The organism is Brevibacillus sp. JB24b, assembly GCF_051713385.1.
Classification (GTDB): Bacteria; Bacillota; Bacilli; order Brevibacillales; family Brevibacillaceae; genus Brevibacillus_B; species Brevibacillus_B laterosporus.
On sequence record NZ_JBNVQV010000001.1, the window covers coordinates 2,860,788 to 2,877,795 of the forward strand.

Consider the following 17,008-nt stretch of genomic DNA (forward strand, 5'->3'; position numbering starts at 1 on the left):
ATCTGATTACAACAAAATGCTACGAGATGCAGTTGCTCTGCCTCAATTCCAGCAGGATTTTCTGGATTATGGAATTCACCAAATCATCATTGGCCCCAAATCCTCCTTGTGTGTTACAAGACGCTTGATGTGGACGAAGGGCTTCTAGTTCCCTAACCCCATAAGCAATGCGACGGATATTTATCAAATTCATAGGTCCTACGTTATCTGAAGTAGAATTGTTGCCCACTGCACCACAGCCCAATGTTAAAGCAGGAACTAAATTGGTTGTGCCCCCGATTCCACCCAGTGCTGCTGGTGTATTTACTAAAAAGCGAGATACAGGTTGACGTACACCGAAATAACGAATAACTTCCTCATCTTGCGCGTGAATAATGCAGGTATGACCTGCACCCTCATGTAACAAAATTTCCACACATAAATCACACGCTTTCTCCATACTGTCGGCTGTGTAGAAGCCTAAAATAGGAGCCAGTTTTTCCCGTGAGAAAGCTACTTTATAGCCCACCTCTGTTTCTTCTGCGATTAAAAGTCTTGTGCCAGCGGGAACGGTGATCTTAGCTAAATTGGCAATATGTTGTACGCTTTTCCCAACGATTTGCGGATTCATTGAACCATTTTCACGCATAATGAATCGCCCAACTTTTTCCTTTTCCTCAGGGTTTAGAAAATAAGCTCCCTGCTTTTTAAATTCTGCTATTACTTTCTCTTTCATGCATCTTTCAACGACAACTGACTGTTCGGAAGCACAAATTGTTCCATTATCAAAGGTTGCACTATCGAAAATACGCTTGACCGCATTCTGCAAATCTGCAGATTTATCAATGTAAGCAGGCCCATTACCTGATCCAACACCGATTGCTGGAGTTCCAGAACTGTAGGCTGCTTTTACCATTGCAGAGCCGCCTGTTGCTAAAATTAATTGAACGTCTTTGTGCTTCATCAACTCGTTGGTTCCTTGAATAGTAGGCATCTCCATACAAGTTACGATATCTTCAGGACCACTAGCAGATGTAATTGCTTCCCTAATAATCTTTATTGTTTCCAAAATACATTTCTTCGCATTTGGATGAGGGGAAAAAATAATGGAATTCCCTGCTTTGATGGAAATAAGAGATTTATATAGGACAGTAGAGGTTGGGTTTGTAGAAGGAATTAATCCAGCAATCACCCCTACTGGCACACCTACCTCGATAACTTTTTTTACTGTGTCCTCGTTTAAAATTCCAATGGTTTTCAAATCCTTGATATGCTCATACACGACCTGGCTTCCAAACAAATTTTTTATTACCTTGTCTTCCCAGATACCAAACCCAGTCTCTTCTACTGCTAGCTTTGCCAGACGGTTTGCATGAGCAACACCAGCATTTGCCACTGCTTTTACGATTGTATCGATCTGTTCCTGGGACATCTTGCTCAAAGCTTTTTGAGCCGTGTTCGATCTTTTAATGAGATTTCTTACTTCCTGTACAGAAAGTAAATCTTTATCTGAAAGCGTCATGTTGTTACTCCTTTTTTATGCAATTTGGTAATCTCCTGAACAAGCTGAGCTTTTTTTGCCTGTTTCACTTGTCTATTATTAATCGTCGCGATTCCTAGCCGTTTGGCTTCCTCTCTTAACTCACCTACTGTCATACTCCCCAGTTGTTCCACGGGGCTGTTAGGAGATATAATTAGAGAGTTTTCCGAGTTAGTCAATGGTCCTGATATTGCAATAGGAATAGACTCTTTAGGAGCGGAAGGCGTTTCATTATCTAGGCGTTGTTCCTCTTCGATTGTCAATGAATTGTCCGCTACTTCAAGCGCTTTAGTCTTTGGTGGAGCTTGAGTCATTTGTGTTTTCTGCCTGTTATCTTTTGTGTGGAATGGTAGAACATGTGGTTGATCAACCATCCCATACAAACTATCATCTGGATTTGAGATCACATGTTTCGAAATTAATGTGCCAAATCTGTTCACCGCTTCTGCCCCTGCTTCCACAGCAGAAGTAACCGCTGATACATCTCCAGTAATTTTTACGGTAACAAAACCATTCTTTATTTTCTCGAAACCAATCAACGTAACATTAGCTGCCTTCATGGCGGTATCTGCTGCTTCTATTGATGCTAACAAACCTTTTACCTCAATGAGCCCTAAGGCATTTTTTATCATAGGATCACCTTATTAGTTAGTAACTCTGTGGATTCTCAGCAACGTATTGGACAGCCTCGGCAAATGCATCACAAGCTGCTATACAAGCTGATTGACTTCCGGTTAGTAGCGCACCACCAAAGTTGGTCTCAGAGGGTGGGCCATAAAATGTAGCCAGCTTAACATCCGCTGCTTTCAAAGCAGCATCAAGGGCATACATCGCTTCCAGAGGCGGTGCGATCAAGTAGGCAATGGCTTCTGCATCCTGTAAGTTCGCCATCTTGGAAAGATACGTTCCTGGTCGAGAAACGCAATGGGCAAAGTAAGCGATAGAATCATCGTCATTAGCACTAGTAAAATGAGCTCCATTTTGGATGAAATCGACCGCCGTATGTAAGCCACTTCGAATTTCTGCTGGATTAGGACCTGCCAATATTCCAATTACTTCTCCAGCCAGTTTTGAGTTAGCATTAGCTGCCCCTGCGTACATTGATTTGGCGTACACGACATCAACAGCTGCCTCTTTCGTCGCTTCATCCAGAGCTGTATAGGTCACATCATCGCTGTCAGCCGTGATAATCCCTAAACTTTTTTGATTTGGTTGCAACTGAAATGCTTTTACCATATCGGGAGCCACATTTGGGATGATTTTTACACTCAACACATTCGCCCGAAGTGCATCATTCTTCATTCAAAATTCCCTCCTAAGGACAATGGGGAGTTTATAGTTTTAAATCGATTCCACTTGCTTTTTTCTCCAACATGGTCTTAATCAATTCTGCAATATGTGCACCTGCTTCTACAGGAGGTGTCCCGCCTTTATGAATATTGGAGATAACTGTGCGACGTGCTTCTGGCATGTTAATTGTGGCCTTGTAGGCGATATAAGCACTCATCGACTCTGCTGTGACCAGACCTGGACGCTCACCGATTAGTACACAGGTTACATCGGCTCCAAGTACCTCGGAGATTTGATCCATGGCACCGACACGACCCAATTTAACAAAAAATGGTGTTCCTACCTGAATTTTATAACCTTCTAATCCTTGTATAATGGCTGGCAAAATATCTTTCGCATTCGCTTCTACCGCAGCTGAGCTTAGCCCATCAGACACATAGATTTGAACTTGCGGCTGCTTCTGGCAGTTTTCCTTTATCTTTTGTAAACCTTCTTCTGATACTTTTCGCCCTAAATCAGGTCTCGTTAAATATTCATCCTTATCCTTGCAAAGTGTCTGTACGCTAAAGAGATTCATATCTTGTAAGAATTGCTCATCTACATTTGAAAACACGGCATCCTGTGCCGCAGCATGGTCTGCCCGAAAGCGAAGTGTAGTTTCTGTCTTATAACGTGGGCCTGCACGCCAAATTCCTAGGCGAGCGGGTGTCCGCTCTTTCATTTTCAAATAACCTCTGGCATCTACTGGATTAGGCACTAACAATTGGCTTTTCAGATCAATTTCCGTAATGTCATCGATAGCCCCATCGGAAGGCATCTGCTGCTGGACGGTCCATCCACCCCCAACATTGGATTCAGGTCGTGGCTTGGCCGATTTAATTTCAATTTTTCCTTCCGTTCTCCCTACACCTGTATTGGAGGTCATTTCCGCTAAAACCTGTTCTACTACTTGTCTGATGTCATTTTCTTGAAGCATGTTCTAACCTCCATTCCTTATGCTAGAAAAACAGATGCATCCCCAGCACGTTTTGTCAGCTTTCCATTCTCGATGAATCCCATTTTTTCCATCCATTTTTCAAACTCAGTAATTGGTCTTAATTGAAGTAGCTCGCGCAGAGTTGCTGTTTCGTGATAACCGGTTGTTTGATAGTTCAACATCACATCATCTCCATGAGGAATGCCCATAAAGTAGTTACATCCAGCTGTCGACAAGAGAACCGCCAAATTCTCAATATCGTTTTGATCCGCTTTCATATGGTTCGTATAGCAAGCATCGCATCCCATGGAAATACCGGTTAGTTTCCCCATGAAATGATCTTCCAAACCTGCGCGAATTACCTGTGTACTGTTGTACAGATACTCAGGTCCAATGAATCCAACTACTGTATTTACTAAGAATGGATCATACTTTTTTGCAAAACCATAGCAACGTGCTTCCAGCGTTACCTGATCCACACCATGATGAGCTTCAGAAGACAGTTCAGAGCCTTGTCCTGTCTCAAAATACATGACGTTCGGTCCTGTTGCCGTTCCTTCTCTTTGTGCCAACTGACGTGCCTCTTCAATCATGTCTCCTGAAATTCCAAAGGCTTCATTTCCTTTTTGAGAGCCAGCAATACTTTGGAAAATAAGGTCGGCTGGAGCTCCCTTACGTATTGCTTCCATCTGGGTAGTTACATGTGCCAATACACAGTTTTGTGTAGGAATTGACCACTTTTGCTTGAAATCCTCAAATCTCTTCAATACCCGACTTACACTTTCAACAGAATCATCCACAGGATTTAACCCAATAACAGCATCACCAATGCCAAATGTAAGCCCTTCCATTAAGGAAGCTGTAATTCCATCTGGGTCATCTGTAGGATGGTTAGGTTGTAATCGTGCTGATAGGGTGCCCTCATAGCCAATTGTTGTATTACAGTGGGCCTGAATACGAATTTTCCGAGCTCCATAAATGAGATCCAAATTCGACATAAGCTTAGCAACTGCCGCAACCATTTCACTGGTTAGACCCCTACTGATTCTCTTGATATTTTCTTCTGAGGTATTTTCATCAAGAATCCATTCACGTAGCTCAGAAACTGTCCAGTTCTTTATTTCGTTATAAATTTTTTCGTTGACTCCATCTTGAATGATTCGTGTCACTTCATCTTCTTCATAGGGGATTGCTGGATTATTACGCAAATCTGCTATTGTAAATTCACTTAGCACAATTTTAGCTGCTACCCTCTCTTCGGAGCTTTCTGCAGCGAGACCAGCCAATTTATCTCCTGATTTTTCTTCGTTTGCTTTCGCCATGACATCCATAACATTTTTAAATTGATATGCCTTGCCGAAAAGGGATGTTTTAAGCTTCAACGCCGTCACCTCATAACTGTTAGGAATGAAATACTAGAGTTTTAATGATTACAGGTAGCACACGGCCGTTTGCCAGTGGTTTTCCTATATCGATGTAATCGCCGTTTTCTAAGCGGATACTATCAATGCATATGACCTCTCTAGAAAATTGCAGTTGCTTATGCATCGTTTGACCTAACACCTTGGCAAAATCCATTTCAACAATTACCACCAAGGGTAAATCTGCTTTTATTAATGCTTCCATACCACCGATTAATGCTTTTGCAAGCTCCTGAATCTCTGTGAAGCTTGGACTTTTTTTCCCACGAATAGCAATGGCTACAGGTTGCCACTCGTTTTCTAATATGAACCAGCGTAATTTTTCTTGTAAGACATCCTGTAGATGAGCAAAGCCTTGAGACTCATCCTCTCCTGTTAGCTTTAAAATAGGCAGATTTTTCATAGGAAAGTTTTCTTCTGTGTATGTAATCGTGCTACCACTAATCTCGGTTGTATGCGTACCTGCTCCTACGACCGTTGCCCGAATGGTTTCTTCAGCTTGCACCAATTTCATTTTTTCACAAAGAGATGATTGGCGAATTGCCTGTCCTAGCAAAATTCCTATATCCCCGTATGAAAGTACATCATTTGTTTCTGGATGATAGACATAATCAGCCACTCCACCAGAAAAAGAGATGTATTGCGGGTGAATACTATCGTCAATTCCATGATGGGTGACAATGGTTGTATAAAATGGGGTTCGCTGTATCAGGTTGACGGACTGTTCCAACAGGCTTACCATTTCAATGACTACTTTTTGCAACTGCTCGATATCAGCTGTATCACCTTCTTTCACCTGTATGTTCCTCGCGTTGATTAACTGTTTGATTTTATCGGCAATGTAGGTAATTTTTCGTGAAGAAGGTTCTATTTTTATGAGTCTACCGCCAATATCCAAACACCCCGTATTCACCAACTCTCCCTCGTTGAATACAGCTAGATTGGTGGTACCACCACCAATATCCAAATTGACAACAGTAGCCCCCTTTTCTTCCGATACCTTGTCAATTCCAGCCCCCTTTGCTGAAATAATGGATTCTAAATCAGGGCCTGCCGTTGCTACAACAAAATCTCCAGCAAAACCACTCAAACGTTGCAAAACATCTCTTGCATTCTGTTTTCGAGCAGTCTCACCTGTGATAATGACAGCCCCGGTTTGTACGTCTTCAGGCTGAACATGCGCCAGTTGATACTCTTTTTCTACAATCCTCCGAACCTCGTCACTATCAATCTCGGTTTGCGAAAGTAGCGGAGTAAAATGAATATCACTTCGATAGATAATCTCTTTATCCACGATTTTTATTCGAGGAACACCAAAGGCAGATGCTGTATTTTCGATGCCAATCTTGCTAAATACCAACTGTGTGGTTGATGTCCCAATGTCAATACCGACACTAAGCACTTCTTCTTTCATTCTGTTACCACCTCAAGTGTTTCTTGCGAGCAAATCTTTGATTTTTTCGAGACCTTGTTTTTCATAGCTACTCACATGAAAGATCTGTTCTGCCCCTGCTTCACGTAAAAAACGTTCAGCACGCGTCAGCTCTTCCGCTTGATTGCACCGATCTACTTTGGTAACAATCCCAATCACCGGTTTTGCAAAGGCACTAGCAAATTGAACTGGGAACAAACTAGCTTGATCCGTGCAAGCTTGTACGAATCCAATCAAATCACACTCTGCTGAGGTTACAATAAGTGCACGGTAATAATTTCGGTTCTCGATATACTCACCAGGTGTATCAATAATATTTTCTACCGTTTCAATCATCTGTGTTTTGCGGTAGCTAAGTTCGGTATTCATGAGGGCTTGAGTGAGAGTTGTTTTTCCACAGCCTGTCCTACCTACTAGCATCATTATTTTTCCCATAGCTATGACCTCGTTATGGATGTAGCTGAAAAATGTAATACTTCAGAGAGCATATTCAACACTTCTCGAAGCGCAGATTCCACACTTGAAATATCGCCGGTAATGACAAGCGATCCACTGAATCTATCTACGAAACCAATGGAAACATCTGCTGATTTTGTGGCTACATCTGCGGCAATGATGGATGCCTCGCTTGGTGTTATGGTCAGGATTCCAATCGCCTTGATATTTTCAGAGAGAAGCCCCAGTTTCTTATACAGATCAGGATTGGGATTCGCAATCAAGTGGGCTAGGGTCACCTGCTTTCCTGGAACATATTCTTGTATGACACGTTGTTTCTCTTCCATACTTCATCACCCACTTCATAGTTATTATGATTGTTAGCTAGACAAAGTATGCTTTTTTGTAAAACATGCTTTTATGAAAAAATGGTTGAAATAAATCAGGCTAATGAAAGCCAAAATAACACTATGCCTTCTGTAAAAGGAGAAAGAGATGAAAACAAAGACATTCTTTGTGATAGATATTTGTTGATTTGAAAGGAGAAAGTGATGAATCATTTTCAAATAAAAACGCTCATTCATTTTGGGACAGACGCATTATCTAGCCTTCGAAGTATAGAGAATAAACGTATTTTCGTGGTGACAGACCCTTTTATGATTAAATCGGGGATGATAGATAAAGTAAAACTACAGCTCGAAGAAAAAAACGAACATATCACTATTTTTCATAATATCGTGCCAGATCCTCCACTTGAAAACATCGTGAATGGCATACAGGTCATGAGTGCAGCCGATCCCGATATCGTGATAGCTTTAGGTGGTGGATCAGCTATTGATGCGGCAAAGGCAATTTGTCTTTTTAACAATCGTATGAATCAGAAAGAAACAACTGCAAAAGAAGTAACATTCATCGCAGTGCCAACTACGAGTGGAACTGGTTCTGAGGTAACTAATTTTTCAGTGGTTACGGATCGTAACAAAAATGTAAAATACCCCCTTGTTTCTGATGAAATGCTGCCAACTGAAGCGATCCTAGACCCTGAGCTCGTAAAAACTGTTCCTTCCTTCATAACAGCTGATACTGGGATCGATGTGTTAACTCATGCGCTGGAAGCCTATGTATCAACACTTGCTTCGGACTTTACAGACGCTTTTTCAGAGAAAGCCATTCGTCTTGTTTTTGCCTATTTAGAAAAATCGTTCCGGAATGGAGAAGATCGTCTAGCACGTGAGAAAATGCATAATGCCTCCTGTATAGCCGGTCTCGCTTTTAATACTGCCTCACTTGGGATCAGCCACAGTATGGCACATATCATTGGTGCAAAGTTTCATATCCCTCATGGAAGAAGCAATGGCATTGTGTTGCCATACGTTATTGAATACAACGCCCACATTAAAGGATATACGGATCGAAATTTTAGTATCGCGTCCAATAAATATGCAGAGATTGCTAAACTTTTGAATTTACCTTCCTCCGATACACGAAACGGAGTGAAGAATCTAATTATCGCAGTGAAAAAACTTCGAAAAGATCTAGGAATGCCCGCATCTCTAAAAGAAGCGGGGGTAAAAAAAGAGGATTTTTATCGAGAGCTAGATAGTTTGGCCGAGGTGGCTATGCAGGATAAATGCACAATTACGAATCCACGTCCCCCTAGTAAAGGAGAACTAAAGAATCTATTTGAACAAGCTTATCTAGGAAATTAAGTAAAACGACAGGTTTATTGCCTAACAAAATCATTTTTTCACCTATTTACTATCAAAATTTATTTTGCTATTGACAATTACGAATTGTTTCAGTATGATTCACTTAACAATTAAGTCCTCGTTAGGTGAGGCTCCTATACAAACATAGGCCACTGCCCAGAAATATCGAAAGATGCCCATGGGTAGAACAGGAACTGTCGGATTAAGGCTTTTCTTAAGGTGGCTAAGAGATCGTGTTTAGTCTCTTTACGTTGTATAGTGCCAAAACTCGACTAGGGGGAACGAAAATGCTTATTTTGGTATGCATACTTCAAACCCTCTAGTTATCCTAGAGGGTTTTTCATTTTGTAAAGGGGGGATTTCCACATGGAAGGCAGTCCTAGTAGTCAATATAAACAGCTGTATCAACATTCTGTAACAAGAGAGAAGCATATTTTCTATGCTCTTACATGTTTGCTATGCTCTTTTTTTCGCCCTCCTTTACCAACAACATGGGTGTATTTAAGTATGCGTATGTGACATGCGAGTGCATAGAAAAATAGTCAGCTCACTCTCTCTTACAGGGAGAGTTTTTTTGTGTCTATTTTTCACACTCGGGAGGTACTTACTAACATGAAACAAGCTAAACATCTCAATAATAAATCGTTGAACCACGACATTTCTTCTCGTCTAATTGAGGCATCGACTTCGAATATTGATAATCTTCTGCAATCGTTGAACACAACTGTGACGGGACTATCAGAATCCGAAGTCAATAAGAGATTAAATCAATACGGCCAAAACCAAATTGCCCAAGAGAAACAGCCAGCATGGTATGTACAACTTCTTTCATGCTTCAAGAATCCGTTTATTCTAATTTTGCTTGGGTTAGATATATTCTCCTATTTTTCAGATGATATAGAAGCATCCGTCATCATTAGCACAATGGTTTCCATCAGTGTACTTATTACCTTTACCCAGGAGTTCCGTTCCAAACGAACCGCAGAAAAATTGAAAGCGATGGTCAAAACAACTGTAACCGTAACCCGTCTATCTATAAAACAAGAAATCGACATGGAGAAGCTGGTACCTGGTGACATTATTCATCTGTCCGCCGGAGATCTTGTTCCAGCAGACGTTCGAATTCTCAATTCCAAAAATTTGTTTATTAGCGAATCGGCTCTCACTGGGGAAGCATTTCCCGTAGAAAAACAAGCTACTGCTGATCAATCACTTCACGCCTTAGAGCTTTCCAATCTTTGTTATATGGGAACAAACGTGATAAGCGGAACCGCCACTGCCCTAGTGATTTCAACCGGTTCTTCTACCTACTTCGGTTCCATGGCAAAAGCATTGATAGATAAGCGTCCGTTGACAAGTTTTGATAAAGGCGTGAACAGTATCACCTTTGTCCTTATTCGCTTTATGTTGATTATGGTCCCCATCATTTTTTTCATAAACGGTTTTACAAAAGGTGATTGGATGGAAGCTTTTTTCTTTGGATTATCCGTCGCTGTTGGCTTAACACCAGAAATGCTTCCCGTTATTGTAACGGCTAATCTAGCTAAAGGTGCAATCAGCATGGCACGAAAACAGGTAGTTGTGAAAAAACTGAATGCGATTCAAAATTTTGGAGCTATGAATATTCTATGCACCGATAAGACTGGAACACTTACAGAAGATAAAATCGTTGTAGAAAAACATGTAGATATTCTCGGTAATCCCAATGTGAACGTGTTGAGATATGCTTATTTGAACAGTTACCATCAAACAGGATTAAAAAACTTGTTAGATGTTGCGATCGTCGAGCATGCCCAACGAATGAACCTTCTGGAAGACGAGAAAAATGTGCAAAAAATAGATGAAATCCCCTTCGATTTTAATCGCCGCCGTATGTCAGTGGTACTAAAAAACAACGAAGAACGTCTTCTCATTTGTAAGGGAGCTGTGGAAGAAATTCTGAGTAATTGTACTCAAGTATCTAGTAATGGACAGATCATGCCCCTTACATCGGAAATTGTGGAAAACATAAATAAAGTGGTACATGATTTAAATACAGATGGTCTGCGCGTCATCGCCGTTGCCATCAAGCCTTCTGATCCACGCGAACATATATACAGTGTCAAAGACGAAAGTGAAATGATCCTTGTAGGGTATATTGGATTCTTAGATCCACCAAAGGAAAGTGCCGCGAGTGCAATACAAAAACTGCATGCAAACGGCGTCGATGTGAAAGTGCTTACAGGTGATAATGCAGTGGTTGCTCGTAAGGTTTGTACAGATTTAGGTTTACAGGTAGATCGAGTTATCATTGGAGGAGAAATTGATGATGTAACGGATGAGATGTTAGCTGATCTAGCCGAAAAGACAACAGTCTTTGCCAAACTAAATCCGTTACAAAAGGCAAGAATCGTACGCGTACTTCAAGACAAAGGACACACCGTGGGGTTTATGGGGGATGGAATCAATGATGCTGCATCTTTGCGTGAGGCAGATGTGGGAATTTCGGTTGATTCAGCAGTCGATATCGCAAAAGAATCAGCAGACATCATTTTGTTAGAGAAAAGCTTACTGGTATTAGAAGATGGAATTATGGAAGGACGTAGAACGTTCGGAAACATCATTAAATATATCAAAATGACAGCCAGTTCTAATTTCGGTAACGTGTTTAGTGTTTTGGGTTCAAGCTTATTTCTACCTTTCCTTCCCATGTTACCCATTCATTTATTAATTCAAAATTTGTTTTACGATATTTCACAGCTATCCATTCCATGGGACAATATGGATAAAAAGTTTTTACAGACTCCAAGAAAATGGGATGCGAAATCGGTGGGGAGATTCATGATTTTCATTGGTCCAATTAGCTCGATCTTCGATTATGCCACCTATTTCGTCATGTATTATGTATTTGCAGCCAACACCATTGCTGATCAATCCTTATTCCAATCTGGCTGGTTTATCGAAGGATTATTGTCTCAGACTCTCATAGTGCATATGATTCGTACGGAAAAAATACCATTTATTCAAAGTAGAGCTAGTTTTCCGGTTTTACTTTTAACCAGTATCATTATAATAGCAGGAATCTATATTCCCTTCTCTGCATTTGGAGCAAGTGTTGGATTACAGCCGTTACCACTGGAATATTTCCCATGGCTAGTAGGGATACTACTTAGTTATGCTCTTCTCACCCATTTCATAAAAAAATGGTACATTCGTACCTTTGATGAATGGCTGTAAGCAAACCTACAAATTCTGGGGAAAGCTGTTTATGAAGAGTTCGGGTCCATATGTTCCATTTCATATGGACCCAAAGGAGGTTTTAGCAAACTCGTAAATGATTTCCATGGATCACTCATTTGAGGAGCATCTGGTCTTGTCATCATTTGTTAACGGTAAACTACGTCAGCTAAGACAAATTACACCGTTGCTCCTCTTATGATTTTTGTCTGACTGCCAAAACCACAAACAACCAGCCTAATAAAAAACAGACACCACCGATCGGAGTGATTGCACCTAGCATTTTGACTCCTGTTACACATAAGAGATACAAGGAACCTGAGAAAATGAGAATACCAGCTAATAAAAAGGTACCCGCCCATTTCAACATAGCAGATTCCCCTACTTGTTTTCCTAACAGCCCTACGAATAACAAGCCCAATGCATGGTACATTTGGTAGCGTACTCCGGTTTCAAAAGTGGCTAAACCTTTAGCATCTAGCATCTTTTCTAATACATGAGCACCAAAAGCTCCCAAGGCTACACCTAACAATGCTAGTACGGCGCCCGCTGTTACGTAACGTTTTAGCATAAAATCCCCCTAATTTTTCTCTACTCTCTTATCATTTTTTGTCAAAAACACGTATGACCCTATCATAGCATGTATTACCATTTGGAAAAAACAGAAGTGACCCATAACCCATGGAGAAACCGTGACGTAAAATATATCCTATTGCCCATTGGTTTTTATACACCTAAGCAGTTATCTTTACAACTATATATGGGGGGTGTTCAAATGAGAATCTCCTCAGAGCACCACTTAAAGCAGGGAAAATAAGAATTAACCTCTCATGGTGAACGTCACTAATTTTCTTTGTTTTAGAGTAGTTCATTGCCCCAAATGTTGCGGGCTTGGAGGTTATTCTTTTCATCTAACTCCTCAATCACATTGCCATTTAGATAGACACAGTGAGTTGTTTTGCCTTCTGTTTCTTTACTTGCTCTAAGCTCACCCGGATAGTACGTATAGGTGCTTTCTTGCCCATTTTTGGCATAGGTTTTGAGACGGTTTAGAGCATCGTAGGTGTACGAACCGTCTGCAATTGTTGGCGATTTTGCTATTAGAATGCTTTGGCGGTTGCCCCGTTCGTCGTACGTGTACGTTTGTTCTCTTGTCGGTGTTGTTTCCTTACGAATCCGATCCAGTTTATCGTAGCCAAAATGTTGCGCAGATTGGTTCACTACTGTTTCAACTAGATTTCCAAAGCCATTATATTGGTTTTGCTCTGTGTCCTAGCTCATTGTAGGTGTAAGCTGTTGTAGTTCCATCTGGATACACGATCGAGTCGGGGGTTTCATCAACCTCTGTTCGTACGTACGTCCAAATGTGGTCATGGAAGTCGGGCGTAAAAAGCCGTCATACGTATAGGAAACCTTCGAATCGTTGTTTTGCTGCGTTAGGAGCTGACGTGTCGTTTGCTCGTAGGTATTCTTCTCTGTCTCTACTACTTTTTTGCCTGATAAGACCTGCATCGTTTGCATCATACGTTCTTTTCAGGGTCTTTCACATAAATAGGTTCCTCGCAGATCATGCTTGTAGTCCCAGCTACGTTTTTCTCCTTGTTCGTTTGCTTACTTCCTCTAAGATTGCCTCGTATTTCTGCTTGTGCTTGTTTTACCCTTTTCTTTTTCCTCCTTTATTATGAACATGCAAAAAAAGGCCATTCCCTCTCATCATTCAAGTTGGAATAAGCCTTCTAAGTTTATCAAGTGGATTTGTTAATTTCTGGTGTTTTGTTTGTTGGTTGTATTTGTATGATCCCGCTTCTAAGAAGTATTTTATCTTCAGTACGAAATTCGAACAAAAAGAACCCCAGACGAGTAGTTGATTGCTCGTTTGGGGTTTCAATAAATTAGGCTTGAATACAAAAATTTTATTGCTTCGTTCTCTCCCACCTTCTAGATTAGAGGTGCGAGGTGGCACACATATTCCAACTAAAAAGGAACCACAACACTATGATTAGTCGCATTGTGGTTAAATTCATCATCTCCTCTAATTTGGGGTTGCAGAAAAATTATTCTTTATTGGTTGGGTATAATCCCAACTTATCATTTTGATATTATATTTTTCAAGCAATTCATCTGCTTGTATAATACCATTCGCACCGCTCCCATCCTGATATTGTTCTGAAAACGAAGCATTTGGAAAACCATGCTTATATTTGTTACCACGTTCATATTCGCCCATATAATACCAAGCCGGTCCTGGGTCATAATATATTACTTGACTTAATGTTTTATTGTTACTAAATGCTATCCCTGAAGCACCATCGGCATTCAATAAAAGTATTTTTTGATTTCCGCTAGCTAGGCGTTCCTTCCATTTACGGTATTTTCCATGCCCTTCATCCATTTCAATTCCGTCATACTCACAAATCAAAGTGTCTTCAATTACTTTCGTTTCTCCATTAATCATATAAACTAAGCGAAACGGAAACTCACCGGATGTGATTTCGGGTTTTGTTGGATTTGACAGTAAGGAAATCCCCAAAGATATCATAACCCACGGCCAAACAGTAAAATATACTATTACTGCAACAACAGCTATCAACACCATAATTGAAACTGAAAAAATGTTAATCCTCAATTATACCCTGCCTCCTTTAGCGCATTTTTGACTGCGTCCATCATATGATTTTTTATCCTATCAACAGTGCTTGTTTGCCAAAGCTCATACCAATGTCCTCGGTGCTGTTGAGGCAAATACACCGCTTTGTCTATAGGTTTACTGAACCCCGCTTCTGTAGAATTTAGAATATCACCTTTTACAATAAATGCAGTCATACTGGCGCTATAATTGGAAGAACTTAGCCCATATGCCTTCAGATTGACGGTTGCAGGATTGAATATGATACTGTTTTTATTCGATGCCACCGCATTTGCTGCTGCTTCTGCTCCTCCTTTCGAGTGCCCAGCCATAGTTATTTCGTTGTTTGAATGATTCTTTACAAATTCTATCGAATTTTTAATTGACGCCTTCATATCTTCTGATGAACCGAAAAGCTGTTCGGCATTATTTTTCCAGTCACTCAAACTCGTTGCCGTTGTCCCTTTATTAACCAGCGCATATTCAGTTGTTCCATTAGCTTTTACTCTTGAATATACTCCCATCACCATATTATCACCACCTGTGATGGCATAGTTGAACTTCCAACCTCCAGAAAGATCCCCCGATTGACTATAAATATGTCCTGCCATTTCAGCGGCTTCCATAGGTGTTGGAAAATGTCCACTCGGATCAGCATTGCTCACAGGATTGTTATGGACATAGGTATACCGATTCAAACTAAGCGGATTATCCACTTGCCCCTTATACGTATCCTCCGTTATAAACCTTCCATCATTTGGATCATAATACCTGGCACGTAGATAAATCAAGCCCGATTCTTCATCATATAGCTCTCCCGCATACAAGAACGGATTGGACATCTTTTCCTGCTTGCTCTCTACATTTCCCCATAGATCGTACTCATACTTATTAAGGGTCTGCCCGGCCTTATCCTTTATTTCTATAATGTCACCGTGGGCATTTTCAAAAATAATCAACACAAATACTTGGTATCAGCAATGTGCAATGTCCTACGACTTTCCAGAAGCGCGTATTACTACGAAGCAAAAGAAAGAGTATCCGAGAATGTATTCACTTCCAAAATAATTGAAATCTTTCGTTCTAGTCGCCAGAATTATGGTACATGTAAAATCAAAGTAGAGCTGAGGAAACAGGGCTATACTGAATCAAGACGCCGTATCGGTAGGATTATGAATGAGCAGGAATTGGTATCTTCGTATACAATAGCTCAATTCAAGCCCTATAAGACTATATGCAATGAATTAACGATTCATAATGAGTTAAATCGAGAAATCATTGGGTATAGTACTAGTCCAAACAAAGATGCACAATTAGTCTATCGAGCATTGTCTTCTATTCCCGGCAATTTAGAACATATCAATCTTTTCCATACAGATCGAGGAAACGAGTTCAAGAACAAATTAATTGATGCAGCATTAGAGACATTTAAAATCAAACGATCGCTACGTGTAAAAGGATGTCCATACGATAACGCAGTCGCAGAGGCAACCTTTAAAATTTTTAAGACCGAGTTTGTCAAAGGACGTCATTTTAATTGTTTAAAAGAATCGGAACTGGAATTAATGGATTATATCTATTGGTACAATCTTATTAGAATACATGGGACCCTTGGTTACAAGTGCCCCATTCAATATAAACTTGAACGCCTTAAAAAAGCTGTCTAGTTTAGTGTTGACAGTCCAATACTTTCATTTTGAGCACTATCGCAGCTGAACTTACTGATCTTACGAGCCAGATGTGCCCCTTTTATCATTCCTACAAAACTCAAAAAAAGAAACCCCTGACGAGATATTCGTTTGGGGCATGAACAAACGGATTTTCTTTTAAACGAATATTGTCAGGAGATAACTCAAGTGCTTCCCTACTGTGAGGGAAGCTGACATATACGCTCCATCAATATGACATAATAGATAACTTAACAAGGATGAAGCTAGACAATGTAAATCACTATTTTCACCTAATAGTTAATTAAAATTCTATAAAGCACCTCATCTAGCATACCTCCCTGAGCCTTGTTGCTCAGGGAGACTGCAAAAAATGTTACTCATCATTGGAAGACCAGTAATCATCTTCTACTTCACCATCATAATTAAAAATTAGCTTATAAAGTCCCTTATCCTCTCCTTTATATTCAATTTTTGCATAAGATGCAATATAGTTAAAATCACATTCTGGCCAATTCGCTATTGTAAAGGCAACTTTATAAATATTGATTCTCAGAAATTCAGGCTTAAATCCTTCTCCAAAATATTCATTAATCCTATCATGAGAATCTTTTTCTATGTTCGTAATTACATCTAAAAACCCTTCCTTTGTCCTTCTCTCAACATTATGTTGTATCGACCATTCTCGTAATTCATCAAAAGTCATATACTTTCACT

General features: G+C 40.3%; 15 protein-coding genes, 2 pseudogenes and 1 riboswitch. Of the genes and pseudogenes, 3 read left to right on the forward strand and 14 right to left on the reverse strand.

Annotated features, from left to right (window positions below; all coding sequences use genetic code 11):
• Positions 1-19: 19 nt before the first annotated feature.
• From ACQV1I_RS13650 to ACQV1I_RS13685, 8 genes are read right to left on the reverse strand one after another with little or no spacing between them, the layout of a single operon-like run.
• On the reverse strand, positions 20-1,501 hold the full coding sequence (locus ACQV1I_RS13650; RefSeq protein WP_094700072.1) for an acetaldehyde dehydrogenase (acetylating): 1,482 nt from the start codon (positions 1,499-1,501) through the stop codon (positions 20-22).
• Positions 1,498-2,151, reverse strand: coding sequence for a BMC domain-containing protein (locus tag ACQV1I_RS13655; protein ID WP_094700071.1), 654 nt, complete (start codon positions 2,149-2,151; stop codon positions 1,498-1,500). Before ACQV1I_RS13655 ends, ACQV1I_RS13650 begins: the two co-directional genes overlap by 4 nt.
• 16 nt (positions 2,152-2,167) lie before the next feature.
• Positions 2,168-2,821: an ethanolamine utilization microcompartment protein EutL gene (eutL, locus tag ACQV1I_RS13660; RefSeq protein ID WP_018669946.1), complete on the reverse strand. Its 654-nt coding sequence runs from the start codon at positions 2,819-2,821 to the stop codon at positions 2,168-2,170.
• A 31-nt stretch (positions 2,822-2,852) separates the two neighbouring features.
• Positions 2,853-3,785: an ethanolamine ammonia-lyase subunit EutC gene (gene eutC, locus ACQV1I_RS13665; RefSeq protein WP_018669945.1), complete on the reverse strand. Its 933-nt coding sequence runs from the start codon at positions 3,783-3,785 to the stop codon at positions 2,853-2,855.
• A 17-nt stretch (positions 3,786-3,802) separates the two neighbouring features.
• Positions 3,803-5,167: an ethanolamine ammonia-lyase subunit EutB gene (locus ACQV1I_RS13670; RefSeq protein ID WP_094700070.1), complete on the reverse strand. Its 1,365-nt coding sequence runs from the start codon at positions 5,165-5,167 to the stop codon at positions 3,803-3,805.
• A 19-nt stretch (positions 5,168-5,186) separates the two neighbouring features.
• Positions 5,187-6,620, reverse strand: a complete 1,434-nt coding sequence (eutA, locus tag ACQV1I_RS13675) for an ethanolamine ammonia-lyase reactivating factor EutA (RefSeq protein WP_116333925.1) — start codon at positions 6,618-6,620, stop codon at positions 5,187-5,189.
• Positions 6,621-6,632: 12 nt separating this feature from the next.
• Positions 6,633-7,073, reverse strand: a complete 441-nt coding sequence (locus ACQV1I_RS13680; protein WP_116333926.1) for a EutP/PduV family microcompartment system protein — start codon at positions 7,071-7,073, stop codon at positions 6,633-6,635.
• 2 nt (positions 7,074-7,075) lie between these two features.
• A complete protein-coding gene (locus tag ACQV1I_RS13685; protein ID WP_018669941.1) occupies positions 7,076-7,420 on the reverse strand; it encodes a BMC domain-containing protein in 345 nt (114 codons plus the stop codon).
• A 204-nt stretch (positions 7,421-7,624) separates the two neighbouring features.
• Here ACQV1I_RS13685 and ACQV1I_RS13690 point away from each other — a divergent pair, with 204 nt between their 5' ends.
• The gene (locus ACQV1I_RS13690; protein WP_094700068.1) at positions 7,625-8,782 is read left to right on the forward strand and encodes a 1-propanol dehydrogenase PduQ; all 1,158 of its coding nucleotides are present in this window, start codon (positions 7,625-7,627) and stop codon (positions 8,780-8,782) included.
• A gap of 110 nt (positions 8,783-8,892) precedes the next feature.
• A riboswitch (M-box (ykoK) riboswitch) is annotated at positions 8,893-9,069 on the forward strand.
• A 325-nt stretch (positions 9,070-9,394) separates the two neighbouring features.
• Complete coding sequence (gene mgtA / locus ACQV1I_RS13695; protein ID WP_116333927.1) at positions 9,395-11,998, forward strand: magnesium-translocating P-type ATPase; 2,604 nt, start codon at positions 9,395-9,397, stop codon at positions 11,996-11,998.
• 196 nt (positions 11,999-12,194) lie between these two features.
• Here mgtA and ACQV1I_RS13700 read toward each other — a convergent pair whose 3' ends face one another.
• The 5 genes and pseudogenes from ACQV1I_RS13700 to ACQV1I_RS13720 all read right to left on the reverse strand — a co-directional run.
• Positions 12,195-12,569: a DUF423 domain-containing protein gene (locus ACQV1I_RS13700; protein WP_094700066.1), complete on the reverse strand. Its 375-nt coding sequence runs from the start codon at positions 12,567-12,569 to the stop codon at positions 12,195-12,197.
• 287 nt (positions 12,570-12,856) lie between these two features.
• Entirely contained in the window at positions 12,857-13,219 is a 363-nt protein-coding gene (locus tag ACQV1I_RS13705; RefSeq protein ID WP_236645767.1) for a hypothetical protein, read from the reverse strand.
• Positions 13,220-13,270: 51 nt separating this feature from the next.
• Positions 13,271-13,519, reverse strand: coding sequence for a hypothetical protein (locus tag ACQV1I_RS13710; RefSeq protein ID WP_236645768.1), 249 nt, complete (start codon positions 13,517-13,519; stop codon positions 13,271-13,273).
• Positions 13,520-14,030: 511 nt separating this feature from the next.
• Entirely contained in the window at positions 14,031-14,624 is a 594-nt protein-coding gene (locus tag ACQV1I_RS13715) for a hypothetical protein (RefSeq protein ID WP_116333928.1), read from the reverse strand.
• Positions 14,621-15,574, reverse strand: a pseudogene (locus tag ACQV1I_RS13720) (RHS repeat-associated core domain-containing protein); the annotation flags it as partial. The gene ACQV1I_RS13715 and the pseudogene ACQV1I_RS13720, both read right to left, overlap by 4 nt.
• On the opposite strand from ACQV1I_RS13720, the pseudogene ACQV1I_RS13725 reads away from it, so the two are divergent.
• Positions 15,548-16,291, forward strand: a pseudogene (locus ACQV1I_RS13725) (IS3 family transposase); the annotation flags it as partial. The pseudogenes ACQV1I_RS13720 and ACQV1I_RS13725 overlap by 27 nt on opposite strands.
• Before the next feature lie 376 nt (positions 16,292-16,667).
• Here ACQV1I_RS13725 and ACQV1I_RS13730 read toward each other — a convergent pair.
• Positions 16,668-16,997, reverse strand: a complete 330-nt coding sequence (locus ACQV1I_RS13730) for a hypothetical protein (RefSeq protein WP_116333930.1) — start codon at positions 16,995-16,997, stop codon at positions 16,668-16,670.
• Positions 16,998-17,008 lie beyond the last annotated feature (11 nt).

Coding starts and splice junctions, on each gene's coding strand:
- ACQV1I_RS13650 (WP_094700072.1), bottom strand. CDS start 1,501: ATGACGCTTTCAGATAAAGATTTACTTTCTGTACAGGAAGTAAGAAAT.
- eutC (WP_018669945.1), bottom strand. CDS start 3,785: ATGCTTCAAGAAAATGACATCAGACAAGTAGTAGAACAGGTTTTAGCG.
- eutL (WP_018669946.1), bottom strand. CDS start 2,821: ATGAAGAATGATGCACTTCGGGCGAATGTGTTGAGTGTAAAAATCATC.
- ACQV1I_RS13730 (WP_116333930.1), bottom strand. CDS start 16,997: ATGACTTTTGATGAATTACGAGAATGGTCGATACAACATAATGTTGAG.
- ACQV1I_RS13710 (WP_236645768.1), bottom strand. CDS start 13,519: ATGCAAACGATGCAGGTCTTATCAGGCAAAAAAGTAGTAGAGACAGAG.
- ACQV1I_RS13680 (WP_116333926.1), bottom strand. CDS start 7,073: ATGGGAAAAATAATGATGCTAGTAGGTAGGACAGGCTGTGGAAAAACA.
- ACQV1I_RS13655 (WP_094700071.1), bottom strand. CDS start 2,151: ATGATAAAAAATGCCTTAGGGCTCATTGAGGTAAAAGGTTTGTTAGCA.
- mgtA (WP_116333927.1), top strand. CDS start 9,395: ATGAAACAAGCTAAACATCTCAATAATAAATCGTTGAACCACGACATT.
- eutA (WP_116333925.1), bottom strand. CDS start 6,620: ATGAAAGAAGAAGTGCTTAGTGTCGGTATTGACATTGGGACATCAACC.
- ACQV1I_RS13690 (WP_094700068.1), top strand. CDS start 7,625: ATGAATCATTTTCAAATAAAAACGCTCATTCATTTTGGGACAGACGCA.
- ACQV1I_RS13700 (WP_094700066.1), bottom strand. CDS start 12,569: ATGCTAAAACGTTACGTAACAGCGGGCGCCGTACTAGCATTGTTAGGT.
- ACQV1I_RS13685 (WP_018669941.1), bottom strand. CDS start 7,420: ATGGAAGAGAAACAACGTGTCATACAAGAATATGTTCCAGGAAAGCAG.